The 26,571-nt window shown below is 63.9% G+C and carries 23 protein-coding genes; 8 read left to right on the top strand and 15 right to left on the bottom strand.

What is annotated here, in order from left to right; translation table 11 throughout:
* Positions 1-63: 63 nt before the first annotated feature.
* The 3 genes from AC54AF_RS01200 to AC54AF_RS01190 form a co-directional block, all read right to left on the bottom strand.
* Positions 64-3,108, bottom strand: coding sequence for a calcium-binding protein (locus tag AC54AF_RS01200; RefSeq protein ID WP_496634734.1), 3,045 nt, complete (start codon positions 3,106-3,108; stop codon positions 64-66).
* A gap of 295 nt (positions 3,109-3,403) precedes the next feature.
* Positions 3,404-4,048, bottom strand: coding sequence for a DUF6000 family protein (locus AC54AF_RS01195; protein ID WP_496634732.1), 645 nt, complete (start codon positions 4,046-4,048; stop codon positions 3,404-3,406).
* A complete protein-coding gene (locus AC54AF_RS01190; protein ID WP_496634730.1) occupies positions 4,045-4,938 on the bottom strand; it encodes a LysR family transcriptional regulator in 894 nt (297 codons plus the stop codon). The genes AC54AF_RS01195 and AC54AF_RS01190 overlap by 4 nt, the downstream gene beginning before the upstream one ends.
* Before the next feature lie 109 nt (positions 4,939-5,047).
* On the opposite strand from AC54AF_RS01190, the gene AC54AF_RS01185 reads away from it, so the two are divergent.
* Complete coding sequence (locus tag AC54AF_RS01185; RefSeq protein WP_496634728.1) at positions 5,048-6,547, top strand: MFS transporter; 1,500 nt, start codon at positions 5,048-5,050, stop codon at positions 6,545-6,547.
* On the opposite strand, the gene AC54AF_RS01180 is transcribed toward AC54AF_RS01185, so the two are convergent.
* From AC54AF_RS01180 to AC54AF_RS01170, 3 genes are all read right to left on the bottom strand, one after another.
* Entirely contained in the window at positions 6,529-7,065 is a 537-nt protein-coding gene (locus AC54AF_RS01180) for a hypothetical protein (RefSeq protein ID WP_496634726.1), read from the bottom strand. The genes AC54AF_RS01185 and AC54AF_RS01180 overlap by 19 nt on opposite strands.
* 94 nt (positions 7,066-7,159) lie before the next feature.
* Entirely contained in the window at positions 7,160-8,740 is a 1,581-nt protein-coding gene (locus tag AC54AF_RS01175) for a methyl-accepting chemotaxis protein (protein WP_496634724.1), read from the bottom strand.
* A 268-nt stretch (positions 8,741-9,008) separates the two neighbouring features.
* Positions 9,009-9,443 (bottom strand): hotdog fold thioesterase, encoded by a 435-nt coding sequence (locus AC54AF_RS01170; protein ID WP_496634722.1) that lies wholly within the window; start codon positions 9,441-9,443, stop codon positions 9,009-9,011.
* Positions 9,444-9,586: 143 nt separating this feature from the next.
* Between AC54AF_RS01170 and lpxO the strand changes: the two genes are divergently transcribed.
* From lpxO to fdx, 4 genes are all read left to right on the top strand, one after another.
* Complete coding sequence (lpxO, locus tag AC54AF_RS01165) at positions 9,587-10,486, top strand: lipid A hydroxylase LpxO (protein ID WP_496634720.1); 900 nt, start codon at positions 9,587-9,589, stop codon at positions 10,484-10,486.
* 81 nt (positions 10,487-10,567) lie between these two features.
* Positions 10,568-10,960: a DUF6331 family protein gene (locus AC54AF_RS01160; RefSeq protein ID WP_496634718.1), complete on the top strand. Its 393-nt coding sequence runs from the start codon at positions 10,568-10,570 to the stop codon at positions 10,958-10,960.
* Between the two features lie 64 nt (positions 10,961-11,024).
* A complete protein-coding gene (locus AC54AF_RS01155; protein WP_131686068.1) occupies positions 11,025-11,657 on the top strand; it encodes a carbonic anhydrase in 633 nt (210 codons plus the stop codon).
* A gap of 88 nt (positions 11,658-11,745) precedes the next feature.
* Positions 11,746-12,078 carry an ISC system 2Fe-2S type ferredoxin gene (gene fdx, locus AC54AF_RS01150; RefSeq protein WP_496634716.1) on the top strand — a complete coding sequence of 111 codons (333 nt, stop codon included), beginning with the start codon at positions 11,746-11,748 and terminating at the stop codon, positions 12,076-12,078.
* A gap of 44 nt (positions 12,079-12,122) precedes the next feature.
* Here fdx and AC54AF_RS01145 read toward each other — a convergent pair whose 3' ends face one another.
* Positions 12,123-14,171, bottom strand: coding sequence for a M13 family metallopeptidase (locus AC54AF_RS01145; RefSeq protein ID WP_496634714.1), 2,049 nt, complete (start codon positions 14,169-14,171; stop codon positions 12,123-12,125).
* A 242-nt stretch (positions 14,172-14,413) separates the two neighbouring features.
* On the opposite strand from AC54AF_RS01145, the gene AC54AF_RS01140 reads away from it, so the two are divergent.
* Together AC54AF_RS01140 and AC54AF_RS01135 are read left to right on the top strand one after the other, a co-directional pair.
* Positions 14,414-14,671 (top strand): DUF7661 family protein, encoded by a 258-nt coding sequence (locus tag AC54AF_RS01140; protein WP_496634712.1) that lies wholly within the window; start codon positions 14,414-14,416, stop codon positions 14,669-14,671.
* Positions 14,672-14,679: 8 nt separating this feature from the next.
* Entirely contained in the window at positions 14,680-15,168 is a 489-nt protein-coding gene (locus AC54AF_RS01135) for a hypothetical protein (protein ID WP_496634710.1), read from the top strand.
* Positions 15,169-15,191: 23 nt separating this feature from the next.
* Here AC54AF_RS01135 and AC54AF_RS01130 read toward each other — a convergent pair whose 3' ends face one another.
* The 6 genes from AC54AF_RS01130 to AC54AF_RS01105 form a co-directional block, all read right to left on the bottom strand.
* On the bottom strand, positions 15,192-15,761 hold the full coding sequence (locus AC54AF_RS01130) for a DUF1439 domain-containing protein (protein WP_496634708.1): 570 nt from the start codon (positions 15,759-15,761) through the stop codon (positions 15,192-15,194).
* Between the two features lie 211 nt (positions 15,762-15,972).
* Positions 15,973-16,854 carry a hypothetical protein gene (locus AC54AF_RS01125; RefSeq protein WP_496634706.1) on the bottom strand — a complete coding sequence of 294 codons (882 nt, stop codon included), beginning with the start codon at positions 16,852-16,854 and terminating at the stop codon, positions 15,973-15,975.
* A gap of 26 nt (positions 16,855-16,880) precedes the next feature.
* The gene (locus AC54AF_RS01120; protein ID WP_496634704.1) at positions 16,881-17,333 is read right to left on the bottom strand and encodes a hemerythrin domain-containing protein; all 453 of its coding nucleotides are present in this window, start codon (positions 17,331-17,333) and stop codon (positions 16,881-16,883) included.
* A 92-nt stretch (positions 17,334-17,425) separates the two neighbouring features.
* Positions 17,426-18,781 carry a PEP-CTERM-box response regulator transcription factor gene (gene prsR / locus AC54AF_RS01115; protein WP_496634702.1) on the bottom strand — a complete coding sequence of 452 codons (1,356 nt, stop codon included), beginning with the start codon at positions 18,779-18,781 and terminating at the stop codon, positions 17,426-17,428.
* 12 nt (positions 18,782-18,793) lie between these two features.
* The gene (prsK, locus tag AC54AF_RS01110; protein ID WP_496634700.1) at positions 18,794-20,845 is read right to left on the bottom strand and encodes an XrtA/PEP-CTERM system histidine kinase PrsK; all 2,052 of its coding nucleotides are present in this window, start codon (positions 20,843-20,845) and stop codon (positions 18,794-18,796) included.
* Positions 20,842-22,230 (bottom strand): TIGR03013 family XrtA/PEP-CTERM system glycosyltransferase, encoded by a 1,389-nt coding sequence (locus AC54AF_RS01105; RefSeq protein WP_496634698.1) that lies wholly within the window; start codon positions 22,228-22,230, stop codon positions 20,842-20,844. The genes prsK and AC54AF_RS01105 overlap by 4 nt, the downstream gene beginning before the upstream one ends.
* 204 nt (positions 22,231-22,434) lie before the next feature.
* On the opposite strand from AC54AF_RS01105, the gene nadB reads away from it, so the two are divergent.
* Positions 22,435-24,048, top strand: coding sequence for an L-aspartate oxidase (gene nadB / locus AC54AF_RS01100; RefSeq protein WP_353657322.1), 1,614 nt, complete (start codon positions 22,435-22,437; stop codon positions 24,046-24,048).
* Between the two features lie 43 nt (positions 24,049-24,091).
* Here the strand turns inward: nadB and AC54AF_RS01095 are convergent, their stop codons facing one another.
* Entirely contained in the window at positions 24,092-25,240 is a 1,149-nt protein-coding gene (locus AC54AF_RS01095) for a toxin-antitoxin system YwqK family antitoxin (protein ID WP_496634696.1), read from the bottom strand.
* Positions 25,225-26,571, bottom strand: coding sequence for a toxin-antitoxin system YwqK family antitoxin (locus AC54AF_RS01090; RefSeq protein WP_496634694.1), 1,347 nt, complete (start codon positions 26,569-26,571; stop codon positions 25,225-25,227). Before AC54AF_RS01090 ends, AC54AF_RS01095 begins: the two co-directional genes overlap by 16 nt.

Here is a 26,571-nt window from a genome sequence, read left to right as displayed (position 1 = left end):
AGCCAGGCCGAGGCTGTTCACCCCGGCCCGGTTGCGTGCTGGTGGATCTAGTTGCTCAACGGTTTAATGCGCTGCCGCCAGCTGGATCTGCGCCGACGGGTTGCCTTGCGCCGACCAGGGCGCCGAGGCCGAGGCCGGCACGGCAAAACCGGCCATCGCTTGCACCAGTTGCGCCGCGTCCGCTTGCACGGCGCCCAAGCCGCCCTGGCCGGCTGCGCCGAATGGCTGGCCAGCACGCCAGTTCTGCGCCAGCGCCGGCGCCAGGATGGCGGCCGTGCCTGCAGGCAGGGTCAGCTGGCCGGCCGGTGGCGGCGTCAGGCTTGCCATCGCCTGCACCAGGTTTTGCACATTGCCACCCAACAAGACACGGCCATCGGCCATGCGGAATTCCTCGATGCGCACCGGCGTGTCCGCATACCAGTTATTCACGGTGATCTTGTCCGTCGTGCCGATGGTGCTCACTTCCAGGTGCGCGCCCACCCGGCGGAACCACAGTTGCTCGGCGCTGACGCCGGCCAGGAAGGAAACGACGTCATGGCTGCCCGCTTCCACCACCTCGACGATGATGTCGGCGCCATCGCCGCGGCCGAAGCGATAGGTATCGTTGCCCAGCGCGCCAGCCAGGGTATCGTCGCCCTTGCCACCCTGGAAGGTATCGTTGCCGAGGCCGCCCAAGAGAATGTTCTTGATCTCATTGCCACTCAGCACGTCATCGAACTTGCTGCCGACGACAATATTGAAATTGGCCAGCACGTCGGCGCCCGGACGCCCAATCATGGGGCCGCCCACCGGGGCGAAGGCGGCCGTCACGCCCGCCGTGGCGCTGGCGTAATTGAGCGTGTTGCCGGCGCCGCCGCCGTCGAGCACGTTGCCGCCAGGGGCATCCACGTAAAACATGTTGCTCGTGTAGGCGCTGCCCGTCACCGTCAGGCCGGCGCCGTTCAGGCGCACGATCTCGACGTTGTCGGCCACCGTGTAGTTGACCTTGGTGTACACCGTGTCGCTGCCGCCATTGCCCCGTTCGGCGATGAAGTCGCCGCCGTGGTTGACGTAATACATGTCGTCGCCGCCCAGGCCCTGCAGCAGGTCGGCGCCGGCCGTGCCATAAATGACGTCGGCATTCGCCGTGCCCGTGAAGGTTTGCCCGGTGGGCTGCGTCGGGCCATTGAAGTGCCAGGCCTGGGCCAGCACGGGCGCCAGGACAGCGGCGGTCGCGGCTGGCAGGGTCAGCTGGCCCAGCGGTGGCGGCGTCAGCTTCGCCATCGCCTGCACCAGCAATTGCACATCGGCGCCGCGCATGACGTGGCCGGCGGCCGTGTGGAATTCCTCGATATTCGGCCTGGCCGCGTTCCAGGAGAGGATGGTGATCTTGTCCGTGGTGCCGATGGTGCTCACTTCCAGATCGGCGCCCACCTGGCGGAACCACAGCTGGTCGATGTGCACGCCGGCCAGGAAGGCGATGGCGTCGTAATTGGCTTCGGCCGACGATTCGGCAATGATGTCGGCGCCGTCGCCACGGGCAAAGACATAGATATCGTCGCCGGGACCACCGGCCAGCATGTCGTCGCCCTTGCCGCCTTGCAAGGTATCGTTGCCGAGGCCGCCGGACAGGGTGTTGGACAGTTCGTTGCCCGACAACACGTCGTCATGGGCGCTGCCTTCCACGCTGGACATGTTGATCAGCACGTCGCTGCCCGGGCGCGCCGTGGGGCTATCGTTGATGGAAATCATGCTGGCCGTCACGCCAGCCCTGGCGCCCGCGTAGGTGGCGGAAACGTTCGTCCCCACGCCGCGCAGCACATTGCCGCCGGCGACATCGACATGGAATACGTTACCGTTGCCATTGCCCGTCACGCTCAGGCCGGCGGCACTGACATGCACCTCTTCAACGTGGCTGGCCAGCGTGTAATCGACCGTCGTATACACCATGTCGCGTCCGCCGCCGGCCTGTTCGATGACCACGTCGCCGCCATGGTTGACGTAATAAATGTCATCGCCAGCCAGGCCAGCCATCACGTCGGCGCCCGCCGTGCCCTTGATGATGTCCGGGTTCGCCGTGCCGACAAAAGCGCCGTTGCTTGGCTGATTCGGGCCCTCCGTGCGCCAGCTCTGCGCCAGTGCTGGCGCCAGGATGGCGGCGAGACTGTCCGGCAGGGTCAGCTGGCCGGCCGGGGGCGGCACCAGGCCCGCCATCGCCTGCACCAGGTTTTGCACATCGCGTCCCAGCAGAACGCGGCCGTCGGCCGTGCGGAATTCCTGTATCCGGGGCGCGATGCCTGCGCTGTACCAGCCATTGATGGTGATCTTGTCGCTCGTGCCGATGGTGCTCACTTCCAGGTTCACGCCCACCTGGCGCAACCACAGCTGGTCGGCGCTGACGCCAGCCAGGAAGGAAACGATATTGCGGCTGCCCGCCTCTTCCATCTCCATGATGGCGTCGGCGCCGTCGCCGCGGGCAAAGATATAGGTATCGTCGCCCTGCAGGCCGGCCAGCAAATCATCGCCCTTGCCGCCGCGCAAGATGTCGTTGCCCAGATTGCCAACCAGGGTGTTCTTGAGCTCGTTTCCGGTCAGTACATCGTCGAACTTGCTGCCGACGACGCTGGCGAAATTGAGCAGCACATCGCTGCCGGCCGGCGCCGTGTGAGGGGCATTCGGATTTGCCAGCGTCGCCGTCACGCCCACGCTGGAGCCAAGGTAATTGACCGAGTTGCCCGTGCCGCCACCGTCGAGCACATTGCCGCCGGCCACGTTGACATGAAAGATATTGTTGGTGTTGGCGCTCCCCGTCACCGTCAGGCCGTTGGCGGCGAGGCGCACGTTCTCGACGTTGTCGGCCACCGTGTAGTTGACGCTGGTAAACACGGTATCGGTGCCGCCATTGGCCAACTCGACGATCACGTCGCCGCTGTCGTTGACATAATACGTGTCGTCACCGGCCAGGCCTTCGAGCACGTCGGCGCCCGCCGTGCCGCTGAGGACATCGGCGTCCGCCGTGCCCATGAAGCGCTGCGGGACCGCCGCAGCGGCACTGTTCAGGTATGCCTCGATGGCGGAAATGCCGTCGTCAGCGGAGGTGGAAGTTTGCGATGCAAATTTTTCAGTCATGTTGCAGTTTCCTGTCGTTAAACAACTTAAAAACCAAGATTGAATATGTCGGCGCAAGCTGACATGCAAGGCAAAAGTCCCGGCCGCATCCACTTGCCGTACAGCGTGCACCGTCAACGGTCCGGCACTTTCGGCGCATGGACGGCGCGCGGTTGAGCGTCGCCTCGCATGCACCCCCTATTGACGTTCAAGCGGACGCAACACTGTTGTTTGTCATGCAAATGTCACACTGCATGGTGGAAGGAAAAGGAAAGGCGGAAGAAAGCGCGCGCGTGCGCGCCTGGGGAGATGGCGCTTATTTGCCAGGCGCTGCGGCCTGCAAGGCGCGCAGGGTGGCCATGCGGTCAGTAAATGCTGCGAGCGCTTCGTCCAGCACCAGGCCAGGCCGGCTGGCGGCGAAATCGGCCCAGGCTGGCGCGTGGCGGGCCGCCTCATCCCGGCCATGCTTGCCATCGAGGTAGGCAATGGCAGCCATGGCTTGCTCCTGATCAAAGTACAGCTGCGGCTGGCGCAGGTAATGCGCAAGATAGCGGTGCAGGTAAGCGCGGCTGCCGGGCGTATCGAAAACGGCCAGCGCCAGGCAATACGCGCTGCCCGCGTAGCAGACCTCGCTGGCCAACAGCAGGCCGCCCAGCTGGTCCGTAAAAGCAGTCTGCTCGGTCAATGCGGCCAGGCAGGCACCCGCCGTGCGGCTGCGCCAGTCGAGTTGCCCCAGCAGGCGCGCAATGACGGCATCGTCGGCCAGCGCCAGCCGGGCCACGCATGCGCGCGCCTGGGGCTGGTGCAAGCCCATGTACAAGGGCCGCACCCAGTCATCGCGCAGGGCCGCCGTCAGCGGTTCCTGCGGGGTCATCTGCGGCAAGGGAAACGGATGCGCGTGGCGCACGGTAGCGCCAGCCACATGCAACTGCAAGGGCGTCAGGGAAGCGTCCTGCGTCATGGCAAACCTCCAAAAGTTTGATCCTGTAACTGCGCCACGAGGAAATCGATGAACGCGCGCAGGCGCGGCGGCAGGTGGCGGCTGGCTGGCCACAGCAGCCAGAAGGCCGTGCGCGCCTGCGTATGCTCGTCCAGCAGCGAAACCAGTTGCCCGGTCGCCAGCTCGCGCTGCACGGCAAAAGCTGGCAGGTAGGCGATACCCTTCCCCTGCACGGCCAGGAAGACGCGCATTTCCACGCTGTTGCAGACCATGCCGGGCGCCGGCTGAGCAGCCTCGTCCATCAGCGGCCACTGTTCCAGGCGGCCCGTGGCGGGAAAACGGTAGTCCAGGCGCGCGTGGCGCAGCAGCGCGGCGCCATCGGCGGGCCGGCCGTGGCGCGCCAGGTAGGCGGGCGACGCCACCAGCAGGCGGCGAAACGCGCACAGCTTGCGCCGCATCAAGCTTGAGTCGGCCAGCTCGCCCGTGCGCACGGCCGCGTCAAAGCCATCGCTGACGATGTTGACCATGGCGTCGGAAAAATCGAGGTCGAGTTCGATGGCCGGATACGCCTGCATGAAGGCGCCGATGGCCGGCTCGAACAGGCCGCTGTAGCGTGGCAGGCTGATGCGCAGGCGGCCGCTCGGCGCGCCGCCCGATTCGCCCAGCTCGCGCTCTGCCGCTTCCACCTCGGCCAGGATGCGCTTGCAGCGCTGCAAGAACTTTTCCCCTTCCGCCGTCAGCGCCAGGTGCCGCGTGCTGCGCTGGAACAGGCGCGCGCCCAGCCGCGCCTCCATGCGCGCCACGCTCTTGCCCACGGCCGACGATGACAGGCCCAGCAGCCTGCCCGTGGCCGAAAAACTGCCGCTGTCGGCCACCTGCACGAACATGGCGATGCCACCCAAGCTATCCATGCAATTTCCCATTGAAGACATTCTTGTCCGATATGCTGATCAGTTTAGCCCATTTTTCTTCAATGATGGGTGCGCCATACTCGCCCTCTTTCTTTCATATCCGACACCCATGCCTTATTCCTCACGTCTTTCACTCCCCCTGCAAGTGCTGGCCGCCTGCCTGACGGGCTTGCTGATTCCCCTGTGCTTCACGGGTCCGGCCGTGGCGCTGCCCGCGCTCGGCGCCGAATTGCACGGCAGCGCCGCCGCCCTGAACTGGGTCATCAATGCATATATCCTCAGCTATGGCAGCGCCATGATGGTGGCCGGCAGCCTGACGGACGTGCTGGGACGGCGCCGCGTCTGGCTGGCGGGGCTGGCGCTATTTTGCGCGGCGACCCTGGCCATTGCCGTCGCGCCCTCGGTGGCATGGATCGCCGCGCTGCGCTTCGCGCAGGGCCTCGGCGGCGCGGCCGCGTTCGCCGCCGCCATGTCGTCGCTGGCGCCCCTGTTCCACGGCGCGGCGCGCAACCGGGTGATGAGCGTGCTGGGCACGACGTTTGGCCTGGGCCTGGCCTTCGGTCCGCTGGCGGCTGGCGCCATGCTGGCACTGGCCCGCTGGCCCGCCATCTTCTATGCCACGGCAGCGCTGGGCGCCATCGGCATGCTGCTGGTATGGGGCAGCGTACCGGCCGATCCGCCGCGCGGCAAGGGCCGGCTGGACTGGCCTGGCGCCCTCAGCTTCAGCGCCGCGCTGGGCTTGTTGACCGTCGGCATGCTGCTGGCGCCCGAACATGGCTGGCGCAGCAGCGCCGTGCTGCTGTCCGTCGCCGCGTCCGCGCTGCTGTTTTGGCTTTTTATCGCGGTCGAACGCAGGACCGCGATGCCCCTGCTCGATCTATCGCTGTTCCGCCAGCGCCGCTTTATTGCCGTGCAAGTGCTGGCCGCCTCGCCCGCCTTCCTGTTCATCGTGCTCATCGTCATGTTGCCAGGGCGCTTCATCGGCATCGACAACTTGTCCGCGCTGGCGGCGGGCCGTCTGATGATCGCCCTGGCCGCGCCGCTGCTGCTCGTGCCCATGCTGGCGGCGCTGCTGTTGCGCTGGGCCCAGGCCGGCACCGCGTGCGCGGCGGGATTGCTGCTGACGGCGGCTGGACTGGTCTGGCTGGCGCAGGTGCTGGGCGGCGGTGGCGCCGACGCGCTGGCCGGCCCCCTGCTGCTGATCGGCGTGGGCATCGGCTTGCCGTGGGGCTTGATGGATGGCATGGCCCTGAGCGTGGTGGAAACGCAGCGGGCCGGCATGGCGACGGGCATCTTCAATACCGTGCGCGTCAGCGCCGACGGCGTGGCGCTGGCCCTGGCGGGCGCCGTGCTGGCAGGCCTGATCGGCACGGGCCTGGCGCGGCAACTGCCCGCCGAGCTGCCCGTGCTGGCCGCCGCCAGCCGCGCCGCGCTCGGTGATCTCCAACAGGCGACACAACTGCTGGGCGGCCACGAAGCGCTGCTGCGCGCCAGCTATGACGCCGCCTTCCGCCAGTTGCTGAACGGTCTGGCCGTGCTGGCCGTGGCGCTGGCGGCGCTGGTGCTGTATTTACTTGGAAAGGAAGGGACTCACGCATCGAGGCCATAGAACACGGCAACGAGGACGGCGATATTGTTGCAGGCGCGCGAGAATGTCGTCGTCGCGTAGGCAACGGCCACGCCGGGGCCGCGATAGCGCAGGTAGACAAAGCTGAACATGGCGCCCGAACCGAGAGCGACGATAGCGTGCAGCAAGCCGCCGCTGATGAAATGCACGATGGCCCACAGGATGGCGCCGCTAAAAATGCTCAGCTGGCGGCTGGCGCCCAGGCGCCTGAGGATTTCCAGCGGCAGCAGCTGGCCGAGGAAGGTTTCCAGGATGGGAGAATAGATGACGACCCAGAACACCAGCAGGGGCAGCGACATTTCGCGCTTGAACTTGGACAGGCCCGTGTGTGCGCCCCAGTATTCGGGCGGCAACAGCCATTTGGTGAGGAACAGGATGGCAAAGCACAGCATGCAGGTGAGTAAACCCCAGCCCAGGCCGGCAAGGGCCAGCTGCAGCACGGGCGGCGCCGGTCCGTCGTCGTGCGGGCTGGATAGATCATGGCTGCTGCGCACTTGCATGAGTCGTCCTGGCGGTGATCCAGCGCTCATTGTAGCGCGGAATATGACTATTGGCGCATGCCTGGTGGCGCGCCGTGCTGCAGCGCGTCCGGCGTCAGGCGGCCAGGCGCAGCGGTCCGTTGGCCGGCGGGGCCAGTTTGAAGATGCCCACTTCCTGTTCCAGTTGCGCCGCCTGCTGCTGCAATTCGTGTGCGGCGGCGGCCGCCTGTTCCACCAGAGCCGCATTTTGCTGGGTCACGCGGTCCATGTCGACGATGGCGCGGTTGACTTGCTCGATGCCGGCGCCCTGTTCCTGCGTGGCGTGGCTGATCTCGGCCATGATGCCCGTTACCCTGCCGATGCCGGCCACCACGTCATGCATGGTGACGCCCGCCTGTTCGACGAGCACGGTACCCGTGCCCACCTTGCTGACGGAGTCGTCGATCAGGGCCTTGATTTCGCGCGCGGCGGCGCTGGAACGCTGCGCCAGGCTGCGCACCTCGGTGGCAACGACGGCGAAGCCGCGCCCCTGCTCGCCCGCGCGCGCCGCTTCCACGGCCGCGTTCAAGGCCAGGATATTCGTCTGGAAGGCGATGCTGTCGATCACGCCGATGATGTCGACGATCTTGTTCGACGAAGCATTGATCAGACCCATGGTGTGCACCACTTCGGCCACCGCCTTGCCGCCCTGCTCCGACACCTTCGACGCTTCGCGCGCCAGGTGATTTGCCTGCTGCGCGTTCTCCGCATTCTGGCGCACGGTGGAAATCAGTTCTTCCATCGACGACGCCACTTCTTCCAGCGAGCCGGCCTGCTGCTCCGTGCGCTGGGACAAATCGCGGTTGCCCGAGGCGATCTCGGTCGAGGCCATGGCGATGCTTTCCGTGCCGTGGCGCACCTTGCCGACGATGGCAGCCAGGTTGTCGCGCATGGTTTTTATCGCAAACAGCAGGCTGCTGTCGTCGCCGTCGCGCGTGTGCACGTCGATGGCCAGTTCACCGAGGGCGATGCGCCCGGCAATCGAGGCCGCATACGCCGGTTCGCCGCCCAGCTGGCGCAGCAAACCCCGCGTGATGACGGTGGCGACCGCAATGCAAATGAGCACGCTGAGCGCGGCCAGCACGCCGATCCAGCGCAGCGACTGGCCGTAGATGGCGCGCGCGGCCACGCTGGCCTGATCCGATTCGCGCTGCACGTTTTTCAGCACGGCATCGATGTCGGCGACGATCTGGCGCCGCAGGGGACTGCATTCTGCGACGAGGAAGGTGCCGTACTGCTCCATCTGTCCCGAGGCGCGGAACTGGCGCGGACGCTGCAATTCCAGCGCCATGGCTTTCAAGCCCGTGCTGACTTTCTCGAATTGCGGATCGCCGGCGAACTGCGGCGCCAGGCGGCCCAGCGCATCCAGGTACAGCGCCTTCTGGCTGTCGAGGATGGCCAGCTCCTTTTCAGCGGCGGCCTGGTCATGGAAGATATACGCGTTGCGGGCGGCCAGTCCCGTCTGGTCGAGCGCTTCGCGCGCCACGTACAGGGGTTCGAGTTTTTGCTGTTGCACTTTTTCTTGCGCGTCCATGGCGCCGGAGATGGCGCCGATGCGCAGCAGCGCGAAGGCCGCCAGCGCCAGCATCAATACCACCAGCAGCCCGAAGCCTGCGCTCAGGCGCGCGCCTATCGTCAAACGATTGAATGACATCATTGTTGTTATTGCCCTGTAATAAAGTTGATTGTTGCTGGTTATCTGAAAACCAGCGATCTGCTCGCCGTCGTGTTGCCTTTCCTGCATGGCGCAGGAGGGGTTTCTAACTGGCGTTTTTTGGGCAGTCAGCTTCTAATGTCGGGCAATGCAGGCGCGCGGGACAAACCCTGCGCCATACAACAGCACACTGAATTATAAGCGAACAGCGTTATGGATGATTCCACGCGTTCACTTTTAATGCTTTGATGCAAGTCAACAAGGGGGCGTATCAGCCCGCGGCCGGGGCATCGATGACGGCCATGGTGATGCGCGAAATGCAGCACAGCTTGCCAGCGTCGTCGACAATGCGGATTTCCCAGACCTGGCTGCTGCGGCCCCGGTGGATCGGCGTGGCGCGCCCCGTCACCTGGCCCCCGCGCACGCCGCGCAGGTGGTTGGCATTGATTTCCTGGCCCACGCTCACGTGCCGGCTGGCATCGAGGCAGGCATTCGCGGCCATGCTGCCCAGGGTTTCGGCCAGCAGGACCGATGCGCCTCCGTGCAGCAGCTTGAACGGCTGCATGGTGCGGTGGTCGACGGGCATGGTCGCCTCGATCCAGTCGGGGCCGAAGGCCGTAAATTCGATGCCCAGGTGGCGCATGGCCGTGCCTGCACTGGCGGCGTTGAGGGTGGCCAGGTCGAGCGGTGCGTGCCAGATTTCCATTGTTCTCTCGGATAAGTGTGAATTAGAGCCATTGTAGGACAGAGCGCTGCCGCGCGCCGCTTCATCTTTCCTTCACCCTGGCCCGGGGTGGCGATGGCATTAACTGGTTATAATTGCCCCATTCTTAAAAAACGAGGTTGTGTATGAAGTGGGCCTTGCTGGGCATTTTTGTGTTTTCTGTTTTACATATTCATTTTCGTGGCAAGGTGCGCCTGCCGTTCCGCCGCCAGATCTTCGATCACTCCTCGTTCATGGCGCCGCTGAACCTGTTCATGCACACCTTTTCCAAGGTGCCGGCCACGCCCTATCTGTCCGTCGAGCAATTCCCGGAACTGGCGCCGCTGCAGCAGAACTGGCAAATCATCCGCGATGAAGCGCTGCGCATGCAGGAAATGAAAAAGATCAAGGCCGCTGAAAAGAACAATGACGTGGGCTTCAATTCCTTCTTCAAGTATGGCTGGAAGCGTTTCTACCTGAAATGGTATGACGCGAACCACCCGTCGGCACAGCAGATGTGCCCGCAAACCTATGCCTTGCTGCAATCGATTCCGTCGATCAAGGCGGCCATGTTCGCGGAACTGCCGCAAGGCGGCAAGCTCAACCCGCACCGCGACCCGTTCGCCGGCTCCCTGCGCTATCACCTGGGCTTGCAGACGCCGAACGACGACCGCTGCTTCATCGACGTCGATGGCGAACGCCACAGCTGGCGCGACGGCAAGGCCGTGATGTTCGATGAAACGTATATCCACTGGGCACGCAACGATGCCGACAGCGACCGCATCATCCTGTTCTGCGACATCGAACGCCCGATGCGCTACCGCTGGGCGCAAGGCCTGAACCGCTGGCTGGGCCGCACCCTGATGACGGCCGCCGCCTCGCCCAACGAACTGGGCGACCAGGTGGGGGGCGTGAGCAAACTGTTCCAGATTTCCTGGACCATGGGCCAGTACCGCCGCCGCTTCAAGGCGTGGAACAAGACGGCCTACCAAGTCACCCGCGTGGCCCTCGTCGTGGGCGTGATCGCGCTGATCTACTATATCTAGAGACTGGCATTGCCTGTTTGATCAAAACCGCCTTCGGGCGGTTTTTTTCATGCGATGCCACTGAGCAGGAGAATGTTGAAAATGACCGAACGCGACCGCCAGTACGATATCCAGATCGGCGATGAGACATGGATCGAATTCATCAGCCTTGACGGCCGCTATGACCAGGCGATCGGCATCGATACCCTGCTGGACGGGCTATGGCCGTTGATCTGCCGCCTGGAAACCCATTGCGTGGCCGGCTGTTGCGGCATGGATGCCTTCGATTTCACGCGCGAAGGCATCGCCGCGGCGCTGCTTGAGCTTGACCGCGCGCCACTGCATGCCGCCTGCGCGCAAGCCCGCAGTGCCGTGGCGGCGGCCGCCAGCGACGTCTTCACGAGCAACACGATGAATCACATGGCCGACAAACGCGTGTTTCTGCAATTGCTCACGCATCTCGATCGCTGTCTTGTGGACCCGCAAACGGCCTAGCCGGCAAGCCAGCCGCGCCAACATCGGCGATAATACGGGCTCACACCACTCTCTTCTTTTATTTATGCGCGACATCATTGCCGGATTTCTACGTTTCCAGAAGGAAGTCTTTCCTGAACGCCGAGAGCTGTTCAAGACATTGGCCACGGGACAGACGCCCAAGGCCTTGTTCATTTCCTGCTCCGACAGCCGGATGGTGCCGGAACTGGTGACGCAGCGCGAACCTGGCGAACTGTTCGTGATCCGCAACGCGGGCAATATCGTGCCCTCGTTTGGCCCGGAACCTGGCGGCGTGAGCGCGTCCGTCGAATTCGCGGTCGCGGCCCTGAACGTGACGGACATCGTCATTTGCGGCCATTCCGATTGCGGCGCGATGAAAGCCATCGCCACCTGCACCTGCCTCGATCACATGCCGGCAGTCAAGAACTGGCTGCGGCACGCGGATGCGGCGCGCATGATCAATGAGTCCGTCGAGCATGCGACGGAACAGGAGCGCATCGATGGCATGGTGCGCGCCAATGTCGTGGCGCAACTCAACAACATCCGTACCCACCCCTCGGTAGCGCTGGGCATCACGCAAAAACGCCTGACCCTGCATGGCTGGGTGTATGACATCGAAAACGGTTCGCTCGACGCGCTCGACGAATCTACCGGGCAATTTGTCCCACTGGCCGAACATCCGGCCTCGAAGCTGTAAGCGCAGGCAATCGACGTCAGGCGCAAGTTGCGCTTGACCTTATCCAGGCGGGAAGGTTCAAGGTAGCGGTACTCAAGGAGATTATCGTATGCCAACCATCACAGTATTACCCCATCCCGAGCTGGCCCCGGATGGCGCCGTGTTTGACGCGCCGGAAAACATGAGCATTTGCGACGCCTTGCTGCTCAACAGAATAGACATCGAGCACGCCTGCGGCCAAGTCGGCGCCTGTTCCACCTGCCATGTGATCGTGGTGCAGGGTTTCGACTCGCTCAATGCACTGGGCGACAATGAGGAAGACATGCTCGACCAGGCCTGGGGCTTGCAGCCCCACTCGCGCCTGTCGTGCCAGGCGCGCGTCAGCCACGCAGACCTGACGCTGGAGCTGCCCAGGTACACGCTCAACCACGCCAAGGAATAGTCCCCGGCGCGGTGCGCGACTGCCCTACGGGCTTACCACATGATTTACCACATGATCACGCGCTGCTCGGGCGGCAGATACATCGGGTCGCCCGGCTTGATGCCGAACGCTTCGTAGAAGCCGGGCTGGTTTTTGACCGTGCCCTTGGCGCGGAATTCGCCCGGCGAATGCGGGTCGCTCTTGATCTGCGCAATCGCCGCTTCGGGACGCAATTTCGCGCGCCATTTCTGCGCGAAGCCGATGTACAGGCGCTGTTCGCCCGTCAAGCCATCGATGACGGGCGATGGCTTGCCGTGCAAGGAACGCTGGTACGCCTTGTAGGTGATCGACAGGCCGGAATTGTCGCCGATGTTTTCACCCAGGGTCAGCTCGCCGTTGATATGGTAGCCAGGCACAGGGCTGTAGGCGGCGTATTGCTTGACGAGCCCTGCGGCCAGCGCCTTGAAGGCCGCGCGGTCTTGCGCCGTCCACCAGTTGCGCAAGCGGCCCTTGGCGTCATATTGGCTGCCGGAATCGTCGAAGGCATGGCTGATCTCATGACCGAAGGTGATGCCCAGCAAGCCGTAATTGACGGCATCTTCCGCTTTCACGTTGAAGAATGGCGGCTGCAAGATGGCGGCCGGGATCGTGATGGCGTTCAGGGCCGGGCTGTAGCTGGCGTTGACGGTTTGCGGCGTCATCGACCATTCGTCGCGGTCCACCGGTTTGCCCAGCTTGGCCAGGTTTTGCTGGCGGCTCCATGCGCGCGCGGCGCGCACGTTGGCGATCAGGTCGTTCGGCTGCGTCTGCATGCTGCTGTAGTCGCGCCAGGTATCCGGGTAGGCGATCTTCGGCTTCAAGGCTGCCAGCTTGAGCTGGGCTTCCTTCTTGGTTTCCGGGCCCATCCAGTCCAGCTGCTCGATGCCATCCTTGAACGAGGCGACGAAATTGTCGAACATGGCCATCACGCGTGGCTTCGTTTCCGGCGGCAGATACATTTGCACGTAGCGCTTGCCGACGGCGTCGCTGATGGCGCCATCCGTGAAGCGCAGCGCCAGCTGCCACTGCGGTTCGCTTTGCGGCACGCCGCGCAGCACCGTGCCGTCGAAGGCGAAGCGCTCCTTGACCGTGGCGCTGTCCAGGTAAGACGCATAGCTTTCGATGATGCGCCAGTTCAGGTAGCTCTTCCACGCTTCCAGCGGCACGGCGGCCACGGTCTCGGAAAAACCTGTCATGAAGCTGGGCTGGCGCACGACGGCAGAAGAAGCCTTTGGCGCCAGGCCGGCGGCCGTAAAGTAGGCGTTCCAGTCGAAGGCCGGCGCCAGTGCCGTAAATTTGTCGAAGTCGACGCGGTTGTACGATTTGACGGGGTCGCGCATCTGCACGCGCGTCCACTGCACGGCCGCCAGGCGCGTCTCGATGTCGAGGATCTGCGCCGCGTGCTCGGCAGCGGCCTTGTCGCCGCTCATGGCCAGCATGGTTTCGATATGCTTGAGGTATTTGGCGCGCACGGCGTGCAGCTTGGCGTCGTCCTCCTTCAGGTAGTAATCGCGGTCGGGCAAGCCCAGGCCGGACTGGCTGATGTTGACCGTGTACTGCTCGGGGTCTTGCGCATCGGGCGCCACATAGACGGAAAACGGCGTGGCAACGCCATTGCCCTGCAGGTAGGCGAACAGCGCCGGCAAGTCTTTCTTGTCTTTCACGGCAGCCACGCGGGCCAGTTCGGCGCGCAGGGGCTTGAAGCCGGCCGCATTGCGCGCCTTGTCGTTCATGAAACTCGTGTACAGGTCGGCGATCTTGTGCGCTTCGCTGCCGGGCTTGCCCGGATTCTTGACGGTGGCGTCGATCAGGCCGCGCAACTGGCCCTGGGCGATTTCGCGCAGTTCGATATACGTGCCCCACACGGATTTGTCGGCCGGGATGTCCGTGTTGCGGGTCCAGACGCCGTTGACGTAGCCATAGAAATCATCCCGGGGGCTCACTGCCGGGTCCAGGGTTTTCAGGTCGATGCCGGAGACTGGCGCGGCGACGGCAGCACCTTGCTGGGCGTACAGCGATGGCGAGGATAAGGCGAACAAGGCGCAGCAGGCGGCGCTGATGAGTGAACGTTTCACGAAGATTCCTTTAATTGTTTTGACTTCATGTTGGGGAACATGCTGTGTCCAGGCATGGGAGGCCGAATTATAGTCGGCCTGCCTGCCGCGCAACAATGTCGGTTGAACAATTCCAGTGCACCGATGTTCGCTGCAGCACGCCTCAAGCCCGCGCCGATGATCAGCAAATGTTACCATCTGGCAATAGCCATACCTGTCGTTCACCACCTGTTTTTGCCTGGGTCTTTGACTGGAGAAGTTTGATGCAGGAATTCAGATTCAATATTTTCGGCACGCTGATTGGCGTCCGGGGGAATCAGGGCGCATGGCGCGCCTTCTATTACGGCGTGGAAGGCAAGCGTCGGCCCGCCGATTTCATTATTCCCGATGATATTGGCGCCGATGCCTTGTGCGAATACCTGGCGGACCTGTTCCATGAAGAGGCGACGCCGCGCAATAACACAGCGACAGAGCTATCTTATACGCCCACCGGCATCAATCGTACCGAAGGATCGCCGTGAATAGATGAATGCAATACCTGTTCGCGGAACATGACGAAAAGAAGCTGCGCAGATGGGCACGACGGCTGAAGTTCTTCCGTTTTTTCAGGGCGCTTGGAGGGCATGCCAATGACGGCGACTCATTGGATGTCGCCTTTGCCTACAACGAACCAGCACAACTCGACACATTCTTTGCGGGCCTGGGCATCAAGCTGGTGAAATTTGACGCGCCGCCACCGCAGCCCTTGCCGGGCGTCGCCTACCAGGGCGATGTATTCTTGCAGTTTCCATCGCTGATTGATGGTACCTTGTGGCAACAGCCCGGCCACTGCGACATCATGGGTATCGAAGTCTTCATCTGGTGCCACGCCGGGGTGGTGAAAATTTCTTTACATGATGGCTATGTAGTGTCAGAGCAGAATGTCCGCGACGCTGCTGTGATCGAAACGCTGCTCGCCCGAGTGGCTCTTGAGCGGATCGATCCGCCTGCCGAGAGCCGTCATTACTTTTGCCCGTAATAGCATCCTGATGCAATGCACCCCTACTTCACCGGCTCGAACGTCACCGTCAGCCCGTTGCCCGTGGTCCTGATCTGCGTGGGCACGAATTGCACGCCCGCATAGCGCAATTCGTCGGGCTTGAAGGTGTAGATCGGCGTTTCATGCATGAGCTGGTCGGCCACCAAGCTGGCCACCTTGGCGAACTGGCGCTGCTGCGACTCGTCCATGCCGTCGATGACCACCTTGTCGACGCTCGCCTCGCTCAGGTAGACGGCGTTGCGCTGCGCGTCGAGCACGAGACGGCCCGACATGGCCAGGCTGCCGCGCCAGCTCTGGCGTATGAAGGGCGGCAAGACGCTGGCGTCGACACTCAGGGCGACTCTTTCGCGCTCGGGCTGCAAGGACAGTTGCGGGTGGGTCAGCTTGACGTCCAGCACGGACAGCACCCGTTTATCGATGGGAAAGCGGCGCTCCAGGCCTTGCTGCATCTTGCTCAGCGACACATTCACGTCGCGCGGGCCGATCAGGGTGGAACACGCGGCCAGTACGGTGCAGGCAAGAGCGGCAATGGCGGCAGTTTTCAGCAATGGGCGCAGGGCAGTCAAGGTCATGGATAGTCTCGGTGGAAAGATGGCGCCATCTTACACATGCGCCAGCTGCAAGACAAACGGCGCCCGGCTTGCGGCGGGCGCCGTTTGTGTACGTCAAGGTCTTGGAGCTTAATGCACGAACAGGGCGATGAGTATGATGATGGGCAATGGAATGCCCAGCAGCAGCAAAAGGATGGAACGCATGGCAGACTCCTGGATTGAAATGGATGATTTAGATGGTCACATGGCGCAGCACGCGCTCATGGTCGCGCTGGCGCCCGCCGAACGTTGCCGCCAGGCTGGCCACGAATGCGCCCAGCAGCAAGGCCACGAACATCCACAGGGCCGTGTGGGCACCGGCCTTGCGGGCCGTCTCGGCCGCCTGCTGAGCAGCCGCCTTGGCATCGGCGGCGGCCTTGGCGGCGCGCGCGTAGACAGCGTCGACCCGGGCTTGCGCCTCAGCCTGCGTCAAGCCCGTGCGGCTGGCCACGACCTGGCCCAGGTAGGCGCGGTCATCGGCGGCCAGGCTGCCCGTGGACAGGCTCGTGGCGAAGATCTTGCCGATTTCCATGCGCTGCTCGGCGACCGTGCCACCCGCCTCGGGCGCTGACGCGGCGCGCAGCAGCATGTCCGAGAAATAGTCGAGCGGATTGGCACTGCCCTCCCCCGCCTTGGCGCCTGCCGCCGCCGGGGCAACGGCAGCCGCCACGCCGCTGCCCGCGTCGATGGCGCCGCTGAGCACGGCGCGCGTGCCGCCGGCCAGCAGGGCTACCGTGACCAGGGTGGCGATAGCCCAGGCCAGCAAGCCATGCGCCGTATCGCGGAAATGCACTTCATCCGTATGCACGGCACTCCATTTCACGCGCAGGCGGCCCGCCATGTAGCCGCCGACGCCGGACGCGGCCAGTTGCATGAAAGCCAGCCAGGCGATCGTCGATACGCCGATGGCCGTCGCGTTGAACGACCACGGCGACACGGACGACAGGCCCAGGCCCACGCCGAGGATCAGCAGGATGAAGGACAAGGCAGCCGCTGCGGCCGCGCCCGCCAATACGGCGCCCCAGGAGACGCCCGGATTGTTCAGGTCAGACACGGACAATTGTGTAGCTTGCATGGGATACTCCCTTGGTTGTTGATTTTTTAAACCGTACAGGCGGCCACGCCCTTCAGCTGTTCCTTGCGCGCAGCCATTTCCTGGCCCAGCGCGTCGAGGTCGACGGCCGTATCGCGCACCTTGGGAAACATGTCGCCCTCTTCTTCCTTGACGTGGTGGTCGATCTGCTCGGACAGCACCTTGACCTTGGCGTCGTACAGGTCGTCGGCGGGATCCATCGCGGTAATTTGCGCGATGAGTTCCTTGGCGCTCGCGTGCTCGACGACGGCCTCATCCATCAGGTCGCTATCGTGGATGGGGCGGCGCACGGCCGGGTAGAAGATTTCTTCTTCCAGTTGCGTATGCACGGTCAATTCCTGACAGATCTGGTCGGCCAGCTTTTTCTTGGTGGCAAATGAGCGGTCGCTCAAGCCTTCATATTGGGCAAACAAGGCTTTCACGGCCTTGTGGTCCTGCATTAATAAACTGATCGCGTTCATGGTGCCTCCTCGTTGTGGATGAGGCAAGGATGCGCCACGGTGGCGCCAGCGTATGTGCGACGCCTTACACAATCCTGATATTGCGTTACTGCCTACTTGATGCCGTGATGGCCCATCAGGTCGTACAGGGTGGGCCGGCTCACGCCCAGCAGCTCGGCCGCCTTGGCGATATTGCCGTCGGCCCGCGCCAGCGCGCGCACCATGACCTTGTATTCGGCCCCTTCGCGGGCCTGGCGCAGGTTCAGCGGTTCATCCTGGAGCGCCGGCTGTGCGCTGGCGGGCAAACCCAGGTCGTCGGCGGCGATCTGCGGCCCGTCGCACATGATGACGGCCCGCTTGATGCAGTTTTCCACTTCGCGCACATTGCCGGGCCAGCCATAGCTTTCGATCAGCTGCAGCGCGCCGGTGCTGAAATGCAGATTGCTGCGGCCTTCGCTGGCGCAGAACTTGTTCTTGAAATGCTGGGCCAGCAAGGTGCAATCGCCGGCCCGCTCGCGCAGCGGGGGGATGCGCAAGACGATTTCGCTGAGGCGGTAAAACAGGTCTTCGCGGAAACGCCCCTGTTCCGCCAGCACTTTCAAATCCTGGTGCGTGGCGCAGACGATGCGCACGTCGACGGCGATCTCGGCGCGTCCGCCCACCCTTTCGATGACTCTTTCCTGCAGGAAGCGCAGCAATTTCGCCTGCAGCGCCATCGGCATGTCGCCGATTTCATCGAGAAAGAAGGTGCCGCCGTGGGCCAGCTCGATCTTGCCCAGGGTTTGCCGGGCCGCGCCCGTAAACGCGCCCCGCTCATAGCCGAACAGCTCGCTTTCCAGCAGGTTTTCGGGGATGGCCGCGCAATTGATGGCAACGAAACGCTGCGCGTGGCGGCTCGACAGCGCATGCAGTCCCCGCGCAATCAGCTCCTTGCCGCTGCCCGAGTCGCCCAGCAGCATCACGCTGGCCGACGAGGGCGCCACTTTTTCCACGCTGCGGCACAGTTTCAGCATGCCCGGGTCGCGGCTGACGATGCCCGCCAGCGGTGAGTCCGCCTGCGTCTGCAGCATGCGGCGGTTTTCCTGCTGCATCGCGTGCAGATAGAACGCGCGGGCGATGACCAGGCCCAGCATGTCGGCCTCGAACGGTTTCTGGTGGAAATCGTAGGCGCCCAGCGCGATGGCTTTCAAGGCATGCGCCCGTTCCTGGTTGCCCGACAGAATGATGACTTTCGTGTCCGGCGCCAGCGCGAGGATTTGCTGCAGGGTGGCCAGGCCTTCCGTGGCGCCGTCCGGGTCGGGCGGCAAGCCCAGGTCCATCGTCACGACGGCCGGCTGGTGGCGCCGCACCAGCGCCAGCGCGGCCTCGCGCTCGCCCGCCAGCAAGACGTCGTAGCCGTCAAAACTCCAGTGCAACTGCTTTTGCAGGCCGGGATCATCTTCGATGACCAGCAGTTTTTGCTTGCCCATGGCACTCCTTTGCTATGCCGCATGCAGCGGCAGGATCACGCGAAACGTCGTGCCCACCTGCGGCTCGCTGCGCACTTCCAGGCTGCCGCCCACTTCGCGCAGGTATTCGCGGCTTTCGAACACGCCGATGCCCATGCCCGCCGTCTTGGTCGTGTCGAACGGCTTGAACAGGCGTTCGCGGATGAATTGCTCGCTCATGCCCTGCCCCGTATCGTCGAGCTCGACGACGGCCGTGTGCTGCTCGCGCCGCAGCCGCACGGCCACCTTGCCATCGCTGGCCGTCGCCTCGATGGCGTTCTGGATCAGGTGGCCCAGCACACGCTCCAGGCGCGCGCGGTTGGCCAGCACCGTCAGCTCGCCATCGACGATTTCCAGCCGGGGTGCCGGCGCCAGGCTGGCCTTGGCGGCCACGGCCTGGCGCAGCAAGCCGTCGAGCTGCAGCGGCGCCGGCGCTTCCGGCGCCTCGCCGCGCGCCAGCTTTTGCAGCAGGGTCTTCATTTTCTGCACGGAATGATCGAGGGTGCCCAGCATGTCTTCCTGGAAAGCGGGATTGGCGCGGTGCTTTTCCGCATTGCTCAGTAGCAGCGACAATTGAAACACGAGGTTTTTGAGGTCGTGCACGATAAACGTGGACATGCGGTTGAACGAATCGAACTGGCGCGCCACCGTCAGGGTGTCGAGCGACTCGCGGTGCGCCAGGTAGCTGGCGGCCTGGCTGCCGGCAATTTTCAGCACGTCGCGGATTTCCCAGTTCAGGCCGATGCGCGTGCGGGGCCGCGCCAGCGCGACAAAGGCGAACAGCTGGCCATGCAACATCAAGGGCACCAGCAGCCACACGTCAGGCAGCGCCAGCAGCGCGGGCGGCAGGCGCAAGCCGCCGTACTGGCGCGGGTTGTGCCGGCAGTCGGGCACGTCGATCACCCAGTGCCGCGCTTCGAGGAACTGGCACAGGGCACCGGACGCCGGCTCGCTCCAAGCGCAGGGCGGCCAGTTCCAGCTGGCGGCCGGAGCAAACTGCCCATGCTCGCGCAAGATCCACAGCGCGCCGGCGCGGCTTTCCACCAGCTGCGCCATGGCCTGTATCGTGCGTTCTCCCAGCGCCGGGCCATCTTCGGACAAGGCGCGCGTAAACCTGAGCCATTCCTCGCGGTAATCGAAGATGGCATTGTAAAAATGTTTATTGATAGTCACCTTGAGCTTGGCGCGCAGGCTGCCGGAAAACAGCACGCCCGCCAGCAGCAGGCCCGCGCCGCCCAGGTAGGCCATCTGCATCAATGACCCCCAGGTGCCGCCGAAATAGCGCAAATAATAGGCGCTGGCCGCCATGGCCAGCAGGTAGATGGCCGAACCCAGCAAGGCGGCCGAGCGGTACAGCATCTGGCGCGAGACGGACAGGCCCAGCGCCCAGCCCGGATTGCGCGCGGCCGAGACGGCCAGCAGCGGCGCGCACAGGGCGTCGACGATGCCGCGCGCGGCCCAGATGTCATCGTTGACCGCGCGAAACAGCAAGGCGTCGCTGTACAGGTAAAAATCGTAGGCGAACAGGCCGCCCACGCCCAGGCACGCAAACTTGATGCCCCAGCGTTTCAACGGTGGCGTATTGCGGTACCACTGTTCCACCAGCAACATGCCCAGCACGGCCAGCAGCAAACGGCAGACACTGGCGATGATGCGCGCCGGCAAAGGCAACGCCAGCCAGGATGAGGCCATGGAAAACAGCCAGGGCGCCAGCGCCGTGAGGACGATGCCGGCCAGCACGAGGCGCAAACGGGGCCGCGACGGTTCGATCAGCAGCAGCAGGAACACCAGCCAGGCCAGGGTGCGCAGCAGTTCCAGCGCATCGCCGGCCAGCGCCATGCGCTGTCCCAGCAGCACCAGCACCACCGTGCCCGTGGCCCAGCCGCCCGTCGCCAGGCAAGCCACCAGCAAGGCGCGCACATTTTGCCGCGCGCGCCAGTTGCTGATGAGCAGCAGCGCCAGCACGAAGAAGGCCAGCGACGCCAGGCCATGGCTGAGGGCCGCCGCGTCGGCCGCCGCCAACCAGTCCGACTGCGCCCGCATCATCGGCTGCCCTTGCCAAACAGCACCACCTGCACCGTGTCGAGCAAGATCAGCAAGTCGAGGAACAGGCTATTGTTTTTCACATAATACAAATCGTATTGCAACTTCTTGACGGCATCGTCGACGGAGGCGCCATATTGATAGCGCACCTGCGCCAGGCCCGTGATGCCCGGCTTGATGCTGTGACGAATGTTGTAGTACGGCACCTGCTGCTTCAATTGCTCGACAAAATACGCGCGCTCGGGACGGGGACCCACGAAACTCATTTCGCCACGAAACACATTGAGCATCTGCGGCAGCTCGTCGATGCGCAGCTTGCGGATCAGCTTGCCCACGCGCGTGATGCGCGCATCGTTGTCCAGCGCCCAGATAGGCTTGCCGTCCCGCTCGGCATCGCAGCGCATGCTGCGAAATTTCAGCACGTTGAAGGGCAAGCCGTCGCGCCCCACCCGCTCTTGCTGATAAAACACGGGGCCGCCGTCTTCCAGGCGGATGCACAGGGCCGTCACCAGCATCACGGGCAGCGCCGCCAGGCAGATGACGCCGCTGGCGGCCAGGTCGAACAGGCGCTTCGAAGCGGCGCGGAAAAAGCTCTGGTCGAAGCCGCCGCCATAGATCAGATAGCTCGGCTGCAAGGAATCGATGCGGATCTGGCATGCTTCGCGCTCGAAAAACGTAGCCGCGTCGATCACTTTCACGCCACCCAGCGCGCATTCCAGCAGTTGCTTGGCAGGAAACGCGCCATTGCGCCGGTCGCTGACGGACACGACGATCTCATGCGCCGCATGGCGCTGGGCCATGGCCAGCAGCGACGGTTCGGCCGGCAGCAAGGCCGAGGCCGGCACGCAGCATCGTTCGCCAGCCACGTCGATGCAGCCGACCACGGTAAACTGGTGGAAACCGATCTTGCTGGCCGCCAGGTCCATGCATTCGCGCGCCAGCGCCCCGCCGCCCACCAGGATCAGCCGGCCTTCCATCAACGCCGACTGCGAGGATTTGAATACCACCAGGCGCGCCAGCAGCACGCCGATGGCGCCCAGGCCGAAGATCAGCACGCTGCCGCGCCCGAAATGCAAGGAAGGGATAAAACGGATCAAGACGCTGAGCACGGCAAAACCCAGCGCGAACGACGGCAGGATGCGCAATAGCGTGTTGCGGATGTCTTCGCGCGAACGGTGCTGGTACATGCCCAGCGCGCTCATGCTCAGGACGATGACCAGCGCAAAGATCGACGACGACAGGTAGACCTCGCCCGCCCGCACCAGGCGGCTGCCATCGGCCAGCCACAGCATCGAGGTCAGGGTGGCCGACAGCAGCAGGATCATGATTTCCAGCAACAGCAGGATAAACGCTGTTTTCGAGACGTAATGGCTGAAGATGCGGATCATGGGGCCTCCTGCGGCAAAGGCGGCACGCCGCGCATCAGGCGGTCTGCCACCGGTCTTGCCATCATGGCGAACTGTTCCAAAAGGACATTGATGCGCCACAAGCTACGGCCCCAGCTATCTTTCGCTGGCAGAATTTATCTCAACACATTACCGAATGAGGGGAAATGGCATATAGTATGCTTCCCCTAAAAAAAGATAAATGTCATGAAATTTGATGTAGCGATTGTCGGCAGTGGCCTGGCGGGTTTATCGGTTGCACTGCATTTAGCTGAGACGCGCACTGTCGCGATCATTTCCAAACGCGCGCTGCTCGATGGCGCCAGCAACTGGGCGCAGGGCGGGATCGCGGCCGTGCTGGACTCGGGCGACAGCCACCAGCAGCACATCGAAGACACCCTGATCGCGGGCGGCGGCCTGTGCGACGAGAGCGCCACGCGCTACATCGTCGAACACGGCCGCGAAGCCATCGAATGGCTGATCGAGCAAGGCGTGCCGTTTACGCGCGACGCCACGGCCGAGCTGGGTTTCCACCTGACCCGCGAAGGCGGACACAGCCAGCGCCGCATCATCCACGCGGCGGACGCCACCGGGCACGCCGTGCAGGTGACCCTGGAAGAAAAGGTGCGCGCCCACCCGAACATCAGCCTGTTCGAACACCATTGCGCCATCGACCTGATCACCTCCGACAAGCTGGGCATGAAGCCCACGCAGCGCAACGCGCAACCGCATTGCCACGGCCTGTACGTGCAGGATGAGCAAACGGGCAAGGTGCACACCTTTGCCGCCGAGCACACCGTGCTGGCCACGGGCGGCGCCGGCAAGGTGTATTTATATACAACGAATCCCGACACGGCCAGCGGCGACGGCATCGCCATGGCCTGGCGCGCCGGCTGCCGCGTGTCGAACATGGAATTCATCCAGTTCCACCCCACGTGTTTGTACCACCCGTATGCGAAGTCGTTCCTGATCACCGAGGCCATCCGCGGCGAAGGCGGCTTGCTGAAACTGCCGCCTGAAGCGGGCGCGGCAGCAGGCACGCGCTTCATGCTGGCCCACGACGAGCGGGCCGAACTGGCGCCGCGCGACGTGGTGGCGCGCGCCATCGACTTCGAAATCAAGAAGCGCGGTCTCGACTACGTGCACCTGGACATCAGCCACAAGCCGGCCGCATTCCTCATCGAACACTTCCCCACCATCTACGCGCGCTGCCTGGAACTGGGTATCGACATCACCAAGCAGCCGATCCCCATCGTGCCCGCCGCCCACTACACGTGCGGCGGCGTCGTCACGGACCTGTCCGGCCGCGCCGACTTGCCGGGCCTGTATGCGGTGGGCGAGACGGCCTGCACGGGCCTGCATGGCGCCAACCGCCTGGCGAGCAATTCCTTGCTCGAATGCATCGTCATCGGCCGCGCCTGCGCGCAGGATATCGAAAGCAAGGAAAAGCTGGGCACGCCATATCTGCCCGACTGGGATGAAAGCCGCGTCACGGATGCGGATGAGGAAGTGGTGATTTCGCACAATTGGGACGAGCTGCGCCGCTTCATGTGGAATTACGTGGGCATCGTGCGCACGACCAAGCGCCTGGAACGGGCCCAGCACCGCATCGCGCTGCTGAAGGAAGAAATCGACGAGTACTACCGCAACTTCCGCATCACGCACGATTTGCTGGAGTTGCGCAACCTCGTCGACGTGGCCTCGATGATCGTCAACAGCGCCCTGTCCCGCCGCGAAAGCCGCGGCCTGCACTTCAGCCGCGATTATCCGGAAACGTTACCGAAGGCGATCGCCAGCGTGCTGACGCCGCCGCACCGCTGACAGCGGCTGGAATGCGCGCCGGGCTTGCACCGGCGCGCATTCTTTATTGCTCTGGTATCTCGACTTCGATGCCATCTTCCGTATAGGAAAACTTGGCGGAATTCCCCGCGCACTCCCCCTGCGCTTCATCCGCCACATAACGGCACTCGCTCTCCACCCCGCCGTCAGCGCGCCAGTGCCGCGTCCATCCCTGGCGTTCGCCATCGACATACGCGATCAGCTGCCTCGGCTTGCCATCGGCATACCAGGAACGCAACGCGCCCTCCTCGCGCCCGCCCGCGTTCCATTGTTTCTGCACCATCAATACGCCGGCCCGGCTGAAGCGCTGTTCGCTGCGCAAGACGTAGTGGCCGCTATGCGTGCGCTTGCTGGCCACCTTGCCGTCCGGGTAATACTCGATGCTGTCGCCGACAGGCTTGCCGTCAACGTAGTTGGCGGAGCGGCGCACCTTGCCATCCGGGAAATAGCCGGTGCTGGGGCCCGTCATGATGCCGTTGACATACACGCTGCGGCTTTCCACGGTGCCGTCGGGATAGAACAGCAGCAGCTCGCCATCCGTCTGGCCCTTGACTAGCGTCATGCGCGTGCGCAGCTTGCCATCCTGGTCGAAGGTTTCCACCAGGCCATCGGCGCGGGCGCCGTTGCGGTAGGTGCGCGATTCGATCAGCTTGCCACTTTGGTGATACGTCTGTTCTTCCCCGTCCTGCACGCCATTGCGCCACGTGTTGCGCATGGAAATCTTGCCGTCCGGGTAATAACGGGTCTGCGTGCCCTCCTGCACGCCGCGCCCGTCCTGCTCCACCTGTAATTCCAGCGATCCATGCGGGTAATACATGCTGTAGTTGCCCACCAGCTTGCCGCGCAGATAGTCGGGATCGTTGACGTGGCCAATCAGCCGCTTCGGTTCGCCTTCGCGCACATGATAGATCTCGACTTGCCAGGTGCCCGGTGTCTTGCCCGGCGGCAGCGGCAGCACGAGTGCATAGCGCGCCTGTTCCTTGGCTTCGCGACGCGACAGATTGTGATTCAGGTACAAGCGCGCCTTGCCATCGGCATAGGCTTGCGGCTCGCAGCCGCCCTTGCCGGGTTCCGACTTGATCGCCGTGATCACCTGGCGCTGCACGATCTCGGCATGGGCCAGCGCCGGCAACAGCAGCATGGCGCCAAGCACGTGCTTCACAAGGCGCGCCATGCCTGCTCCTTGCGCTGCAGTTCCGGGGCCGGCGGCGCTTCGCCGCATCCACCCTGGGCCTTGCCGGCCACATAGCGGCATTCGCTTTGCAAGCCGCCATCCTCGCGCCAGACGCGGCTCCAGCCGTCGCGCCGGTCGTTCACGTACTCGATCGATTGCTCGGGCTTGCCATTCTCATACCACGAGCGCGACGTGCCCTGCTCGCGCAGCCGCTTGTCCCAGTTGCGCTCCAGCACCAGCACGCCCTGCGGGCTGTAGCGCTGTAGCTTGAGCAAGGCGCCGCCATCGCCATACTGCTGGCGGCTTTGCACCTTGCCGTCCGGATAGAATTCCATTGCCTCGCCCGTGGGCAGGTCGTCGACCTGCGTCATCCTGGCGCGCACGGCGCCATCGGGGTAGTAATTCGTGCTCACGCCATTGAACTTGCCGTGTTGCATTTCCGCGCGGCTGGAGATTTTTCCATCCGGGAAGTACGTGAGCATCTCGCCTGCCATCTTGCCGCCGTGCAAAGTGTAGCTACTGCTCAGCTTGCCATTTTCGTCGAAGGTCTGCACGGGCCCGTCAAGTTGCTTGCCATCGCGGTAGCTGCTCGTCTCGCGCAGCTTGCCTGTGGCGTGATAATGCTGGTGTTCACCCTCGGGCAAGCCGTGGTGCCAGTCGCCGCGCAACTCCAGGGTGCCGTCGGGAAAATACTTGTTGCCAATGCCATGCTGCCGGCCCTGCCCATCCTGCGCCACCTGTTTCTCGATCTTGCCATTCGGGTAATACGTGACATAGCCGCCCACCAGTTCCCCGGAGGCATAATCGGCGCGGTTGACCTGGCCCGACAGGCGCAGCTTGTGGCCGGCGACGCTATAAATCTCTACTTTCCACGTGCCCGGCAACTTGCCTTTCGGCAGGGGCAACAGCAGCACGTTCGGCGCGTTTTCCTGCTCGATGGGGAAGAAACGCTCGTGCAGGTACAGCCGCGCGCGGCCATCGGCGCAAGCGGCTTGTGTGCAGGCGGCGATCTGGCGCACGATGGGCACGCTCGCATCGTCCGGGCATTTTTTCAGGGTGACGAGCATGGGCGTCCTGGCGCGCATGCGTTCAGTAAGCTGGACTTTCAGCGCCTCGTACGGCGCCTCGTCCAGCCCGACCGAGCGGGCATCCATGCGTATCTGCTTGCCGCCGCAGGCCGTCGTGCCTGCAATGGTAAACACATCGCCGCCCTCGCTATCCTGCTCGCTGGCCATGCTTGTCAGCACCTGGCGCTGCACAATTTCCGCCTGCGCCATGCCTGGGGTCAGCAAGCAAGCGCCCAACACGGCGCATAAGGTCTTGATTTTCAT

This window comes from Janthinobacterium sp. JF4 (assembly GCF_059617925.1).
This window is presented reverse-complemented; position numbering and strand designations above follow the sequence as displayed.